Source organism: Zhenhengia sp., from assembly GCF_046966505.1.
GTDB lineage: Bacteria > Bacillota > Clostridia > Lachnospirales > Cellulosilyticaceae > Zhenhengia > Zhenhengia yiwuensis.
In genome coordinates this window covers 302,671-309,475 of record NZ_JBKVCH010000004.1, presented here as the reverse complement: position 1 = coordinate 309,475, position 6,805 = coordinate 302,671, and the positions used below count along the sequence as shown (strand labels likewise).

Sequence of the window (6,805 nt, the reverse complement as noted above, 5' to 3'; positions counted from 1 at the left end):
AGAGCAGAGGACTGAAAATCCTCGTGTCGCTGGTTCGATTCCGGCTCTGGGCATACATAAACACCTTATCTTATTAGATAAGGTGTTTTTTTGTGTAAATTTTAGTAATGCTATTAGGCATAGGGGGTAGTTTTTTTACAATGTTTTCAGTGTAATGCTTACATTGGAGATTGCCATTCGTTAAAGGACTGAAACGCTCAGGGGGGATTGAGCTAGGTGTGGATTAAAAATATACAGGCTTATAACACCTAAGAAATAAGCCTGTTCGAATATAAAGTTTGCTCCTAAGTGAGAGGACTATTATTTGATATAGGCCTCAGCTAGTTGAGTGAATGCAGGTAAAGAACGCTGGATTTGTTCATAGCTGATACAGTAAGAAAGACGCATATAGCCTGGACAACCAAAGGAAGAACCTGGTACAAGAAGTAGATTAAAAGCTTTTGCTGCTTCACAGAAAGCTTTATCATCTGCAATTGGTGTTTTAGGGAAGAGGTAGAAAGCTCCTTCTGGTTTGATACATTCAAAGCCAAGGCTTACAAGGTGATTATAAAGTAAGTCACGGTTACGTTTATAAATAGAAACGTCTACTTCACTTTCTAAGCATTTAGCAATAACTCTTTGGAAGAGAGATGGAGCATTTACAAAGCCTAATATACGGTTAGCCACATTAAGAGCTGCCATCATATCATTAAAATCGTCCATTTCAGGATGTGCTACGATATAACCAATACGTTCGCCTGGAAGTGAAAGTGATTTGCTGTAAGAATAGCCAATAAAGCTGTTTTTGTAGTAATGAAGTATGTAAGGTACAACAGCACCATCATATACGATTTCGCGGTAAGGCTCATCTGAAATCAGATAGATAGATGTGCCAAAGGCTTTCTCTGCTTCTTCAAGAGTAGCGGCTAAGTGTTTAATAGCTTCTTCAGAGTAAATCACACCTGTTGGATTATTTGGGGAGTTGATGATGACGGCTTTTGTACGTGATGTAAGAGCTTCCTTAAGGGCTGCTATATTAGGTTCAAAGTGAGTAGTATCAGCAGGAACAACAACTAATTTACCGTCAAAGTTACTTACATAGTTACGGTATTCTCCAAAGAATGGTGCAAATACAATGACTTCATCTTCAGGATTAAGTAATGCTTTTAAAATAATGTTGAGTCCGCCAGCAGCACCACAAGTCATAACGATACTAGAAGCATCTAGTTTAAGACTCTGCTTCTTATTAATAAAGTTAGCAATTTCTGTGCGAACATCTTCATAGCCAGAATTATTCATATAGCCATGAATGACATTTGAATTTTCTGAATCAAGAATTTCCATAATGGCTTTTTTGATTGTATCTGGAGGTAATACGTTGGGGTTACCCAAACTGTAATCATATACATTTTCAGCCCCATGGATAGCTGCAAGTCTCTTACCTTCTTCAAACATAGCGCGAATGGTAGAGCTATTAGCAACTAAGGTTTGCATTTTATTTGAAATCATTTCTTGTCACTCCCTTTGTAAATTATGAAATATACTCATTATAATACAATAATTTTAATAATAAATCAAAATTGAATTTAAGACAAATTTTGCATTTATAGAAGTAAACTTACAGGTCGGTACATATATTTAGTAATGGGGTATATTCTATTTAATAATAAGGGGAGGGAGCTATGGCTAATAAGTTTGAAGTAATGAGTCAAAGTATTTTAGAACAGCTAGGGGGAGTAGACAACGTAGTAGGCGTATCACACTGTGCAACAAGACTTAGAGTGACATTAAAAGACAAAGCATTAGCAGATCAAGCAAAGATTAGGGCTATTGATGGTGTACTTGGATGTGTAGAACAAGGAGGACAAATACAAATTATTTTAGGACCTGGTAATGCACCTAAAGTTTCAAGTGCTTTTGGTAAGCTAACAGGTAAATCTGTGGATGTAGTAGATGAAGTGCTTGATAGAAAAGCAGAACTGAAAAAGAAAAATAATACACCATTTAAAAACTTTTTAAGGAAACTTGCCAACGTATTTATACCACTTATTCCAGCTTTTATTGGCTGTGGTATTATTTATGGAGCTTCTAAGATTCTTTATAATGTAGAACTTATTGACAAAAACATGTATAACATGCTTAGTGTTATTGGCAAGGGTATTTTTACTTATATGAATATTATGGTAGGTATGAATGTATTTAAAGCTTTTGGAGGAAGTCCAGCGCTAGGGTGTGCTATATCAGGTATTTTGATGGCAGATGGCTTAGCTAAGATTACTATAGGCGGCAACGAGCTTGTACCAGGTGAAGGTGGTATTATTGCTGTACTCATTGCCTGTGCATTAGGTGCGATGCTAGAGAAATGGTTAAGAAAAGTTATGCCAGGTGTTATCGATTTAATCTTAACACCTACTATAGTCCTACTCGTCATAGGATTTGGTAGCTTGTTTATTATCCATCCATTAGGTGCTTTCCTATCTGAATGGCTAGGTATTGGTGTAACGTACCTTATTGATAAAGGTGGTATATTGATTGGAGCACTGCTTTCAGGTACCTTTTTGCCTCTTGTTATGACAGGCCTTCATAGAGCGCTTACACCAATTGAAGTCAGCCTGATTGATACAACAGGCGTTGACCTATTACGTCCAATTCTTGCTATGGCTGGAGCTGGTCAAGTAGGGGCTGGTATTGCTATTTACTTAAAAACAAAGAATAAGAAACTTAAAAAAGTTCTTCAAGGTGCACTACCTATAGGCCTTATGGGTATTGGTGAACCACTTATGTTTGGTGTTACCTTACCACTTGGTAAACCTTTTATTACTGCATGTATTGGCTCTATAGTAGGCGGTGCTTACGTTTCAGTTATGAAAGTAGCTTCTATTGGAATTGGTCTTTCTGGACTTCCACTTACCCTTCTTATCCCACAGGAAATGATGATTCACTATTTAATTGGTACAGTTCTAGCTTATGCAGGTGGTTTTGTACTTACTTACTTTACGAAGTGGGAAGACATGGGTGAAGATGATTCACAGACAGAAGAGAATCAGGTGCTCAATGAAGTCCTCCATCTTAAGTAGCGACCTTCACTTCCACAGTGTTTATTCTGATGGAAGCAGCACGCTTAAGGAGATTTTTGAGCAAGCAGCTAAAAGGTCGGTAGGGGCTATTGCCCTTACTGACCATGATACAGTATTAGGCATACCTGAGGAGGTTCAGTTAAGTACTCAGTATGGTATAGATATTATTACAGGGATAGAACTAACAGCTAAAGAAGAAGGACTTAAGTTTCATGTATTAGGTTATGGCATAGACCATTTATCGCAGGAGCTTATAAATTACTCAAAGAGTGTATTAGGGGAAGAGTGGCAAAAGAACTTAAAGCAGATTAAGCTTATGCAGGCAAATGGCATTGAGATTGATGAACAATCCTTTATAGAGGCAGGACAGGGTGGACCTCTTTATAGAGCTAAATTTTTAGGTGTGTTAGCTAAGTATGGTTATATTAAAGAAGAGGATGTTATGAACCTTATACCTACTTATTTTGGAAGTAATGCACCTTATTATATGCCAGATGACTATGACTATCTGTCATTTGAAGAAGTGGCAAAGTTGATTAAGAGAAATGGAGGGCAAGTAGTTTTAGCCCATCCTGGTAAAATTAAAAAGAAAAATGAAGGGTTATATCATGAATTGATTGGTCAGACGGCCCTAGATGGGGTAGAACTTTATCATCCTTCAAATGGATTAGATGTACGGCAGGAGTTGCTTGGCATATGCCAGAGTAGGGATTTACTTATTACAGGCGGCTCAGATTATCATGGCCTGTATAATAAAAAGGGGACACCTTTGTTTGGAGAGACCTTGCCTCAGTTTGTCTATGAAGAAATGAAACATCTCATCTATCAAAAAAATAGATAAAGATTCTAAAAAGTGATATAATAAGACTAATTTTTTAAACAAAAGAGGAGGCAGTTGTGAGATGAAAATTAATAAAGAGTTTGTACTCGAAACAGCAAAAGCGCTATTAGAGCATCATAGTCCAAGTGGTTTTTGCTTTGAAATTATGGATGAAATAAGAAAATATGCAGAGCGTTTTGGGTACGCGTTTGAAACAACACGTAAAGGCTGCGGTATTATTACAGTACCAGGTAAAAGTGATGAGAAAGTAATTGGATTATCAGCTCACGTAGATACATTAGGGGCTATGGTAAGAAGTATTACAGGTAGTGGGACACTTAAATTCACACTTGTAGGGGGACCAATTGCAGCAACTTTAGATGGGGAATACTGTAAAATTCGTACACGCTCAGGTAAAATTTATACAGGGACTTTCTTAAGCACAAGTCCAGCTGCTCATGTCTATGAAGATGCAAGTTCAAAAGCAAGAAATGCAAATAACATGGAAGTGCGTATTGATGAAGTCGTTAAATGTAAACAAGATGTAGAGGACCTTGGCATTGCTAATGGAGACTATATCTTTATTGAGCCAAAAACAACTATTACAGAAAGTGGTTATATTAAATCACGCTTTATTGATGATAAAGGAAGTGTAGCTGGGCTTATGGGCTTACTTGAAGCCTTATCTCGCGAACAAGTAACACCATCTTATACAGTTAAAATCTTCATTTCAGTATATGAAGAAGTAGGTCATGGTTCTTCTTATATCCCAGAAGATATTACAGAGATGATTGCTGTAGACATGGGATGTATTGGAGAGGATTTAAGCTGCAGCGAACAAGATGTTTCTATTTGCGCTAAAGATTCAGGTGGTCCTTATGACTATCAAATGACATCAAAACTTATTGAGCTTGCTAAAGAAAATGACTTACGCTATGTAGTAGACATTTACCCAATGTATGGATCAGATGTTGGAGCTGCTTTAAGAGGTGGAAACAATATCCGTGGGGCCCTTATTGGACCAGGTGTACATGCTTCACATGGTATGGAACGTACACATTACGAAGGCTTAGAAAATACAATTAAGCTTCTCTTTGCTTATATTACACAATAAAGATCAGTAAACTGCACTATTTTAATAAGGGTGCAGTTTATTTTATTGCCCAGGAAATTCTATAAAATTTATTGAAATTACATAATAGGCAAGTATACTGCCTATAAAACCTTAAATAGACATGCTATAATAAGTTAGCAAAACAAGAGTTAGTGGGAGGACACGATGAGAAAATTATTTAGTTGTATTGGTATTATGGGTTTATTAGGCGCTTTTTTAACAGGATGTAGTATGGGACCAGAGCAGATGAAATCCGTACCAATTGAAGACCCAGCCAAAGTAGAGACTTTACATGAGATTACAAAAGATGCTATGAAAAATTACTTTGATGTCGATGTAAATGATGGTGTAGAACGTAAATTAGAAGGATTTGAAAGTTATGTACTTGTAGATGTACCGACAGAATCCTATTTATATCGCAATAATGTTATTAAAGCAACAATGGAAAGCAAGCCACAAGAGGGACAAATTGCTTCATATGGTGCGAGTTTAAATCCTGAAACGAATGAGTTAACAGGTGCTATTGTCGTCACATATAGTGAAGCTAAGCCACAGGATTTAACAGTAGAGCAGCAACAAGAAATTGCTATGAAGTTTATTAAAGAAAAAAATCTTGTAGCTAATCCAGATTCACTTATATTTGAAGGCATTGAAAAAGGTATGAGCAACAAGCAATACTCAGGTTTAAAATTTAAAAATGGTGACGATGTTTTACTTGTATCTGTAAGTCTTCAAACAGGCAAAGTGACTCACTTTGAATTTGTAGAAGTTATTGAACCTGTAGAACCAGCTGAAACACCAGCTAAGTAAATAGAACAAATAGTAAATGAATATAAAAAGGTGAAGGTCTATATAAGACTTTCACCTTTTTTGTATTTATATGATTTATTTAAGTTCTTCTAAGAGGGTATAAGGTACCTCAGTACGGCCAAAGCCACAGCCTATTCGAATATCTGGTTTGTTATCACCGTGGAAATCACTACCACCAGTCATGATGAGATGATGGCCTTTGCAGTATTGTGTAAGTCTGTGTACTTCAGGATCATAGTGCTTTGGATAAATAACTTCTACACCATCAAGTCCGTTGTAAGCTAACTCTTCAATAAGAGGGAAAGGATTGCGATTAGTAAATTTATAAATATAAGGATGAGCTAAGATAGCCTTGCCACCAACTGCATGGATTAAATCAATACATACCTTATAGTCAGGTGCAGCCTTTTTAACATACGCAGGCTTACCAGGTGTAATATACTTTTCAAAGGCTTCATCAAGGGTTTTAACATAGCCTTTGTTCATTAATGCACGAGCAAAGTGAGGTCTAGCAATGATGCTTAATTCTTCAGGTTTACCAAGGTCAGCCTCAGTAATGTCAAAGCCCAGTTCTTGCAATTTTTGAAGCATCTTTTTATTACGGGCTTCCCTAGCTTCTACAAAACTTTTTAGAGTAGCATGAAGTGTAGGATTCGTAAGATCTAAGTTAAGACCAAGAATGTGGACTTCCTTACCATGAAAATCTGCAGAAAGTTCAATGCCTGGTATAACCTCAATGCCTAAGGCTTGGCCTGCTTCCATGCATTCAGCTACACCTGCAACTGTATCATGGTCTGTAAGGGCAATAGCACTAAGACCAGCTGAATGAGCTAATTTGGCAACCTCACTCGGTGTAAGTGTACCATCTGATTTATTGGAATGGACATGTAAGTCTATAAGTTTCATCATACAACCTCCTTTGGTAAAATACTCTATTATTTTAGCATACTTCTCATGCATTGGACGTAAAATATAAAAGAACATTTATAAAGGGGGAGGAGTAAG

6 protein-coding genes are annotated in these 6,805 nt (G+C 36.9%); 4 read left to right on the top strand and 2 right to left on the bottom strand.

Going from position 1 to position 6,805, the window contains the following annotated elements; translation table 11 throughout:
- Positions 1–300: 300 nt before the first annotated feature.
- The gene (locus ACLTBU_RS07070; RefSeq protein WP_412218371.1) at positions 301–1,488 is read right to left on the bottom strand and encodes a pyridoxal phosphate-dependent aminotransferase; all 1,188 of its coding nucleotides are present in this window, start codon (positions 1,486–1,488) and stop codon (positions 301–303) included.
- A 173-nt stretch (positions 1,489–1,661) separates the two neighbouring features.
- Between ACLTBU_RS07070 and ACLTBU_RS07065 the strand changes: the two genes are divergently transcribed.
- From ACLTBU_RS07065 to ACLTBU_RS07050, 4 genes are all read left to right on the top strand, one after another.
- The gene (locus ACLTBU_RS07065; protein WP_320651078.1) at positions 1,662–3,056 is read left to right on the top strand and encodes a PTS transporter subunit EIIC; all 1,395 of its coding nucleotides are present in this window, start codon (positions 1,662–1,664) and stop codon (positions 3,054–3,056) included.
- Positions 3,034–3,897, top strand: a complete 864-nt coding sequence (locus tag ACLTBU_RS07060) for a PHP domain-containing protein (RefSeq protein WP_412218369.1) — start codon at positions 3,034–3,036, stop codon at positions 3,895–3,897. Before ACLTBU_RS07065 ends, ACLTBU_RS07060 begins: the two co-directional genes overlap by 23 nt.
- A 61-nt stretch (positions 3,898–3,958) precedes the next feature.
- Complete coding sequence (locus ACLTBU_RS07055) at positions 3,959–4,990, top strand: M42 family metallopeptidase (protein ID WP_249332327.1); 1,032 nt, start codon at positions 3,959–3,961, stop codon at positions 4,988–4,990.
- 165 nt (positions 4,991–5,155) lie between these two features.
- On the top strand, positions 5,156–5,800 hold the full coding sequence (locus tag ACLTBU_RS07050; protein WP_249332326.1) for a hypothetical protein: 645 nt from the start codon (positions 5,156–5,158) through the stop codon (positions 5,798–5,800).
- A 75-nt stretch (positions 5,801–5,875) separates the two neighbouring features.
- On the opposite strand, the gene ACLTBU_RS07045 is transcribed toward ACLTBU_RS07050, so the two are convergent.
- On the bottom strand, positions 5,876–6,709 hold the full coding sequence (locus ACLTBU_RS07045) for a PHP domain-containing protein (protein WP_412218366.1): 834 nt from the start codon (positions 6,707–6,709) through the stop codon (positions 5,876–5,878).
- Positions 6,710–6,805: the final 96 nt, after the last annotated feature.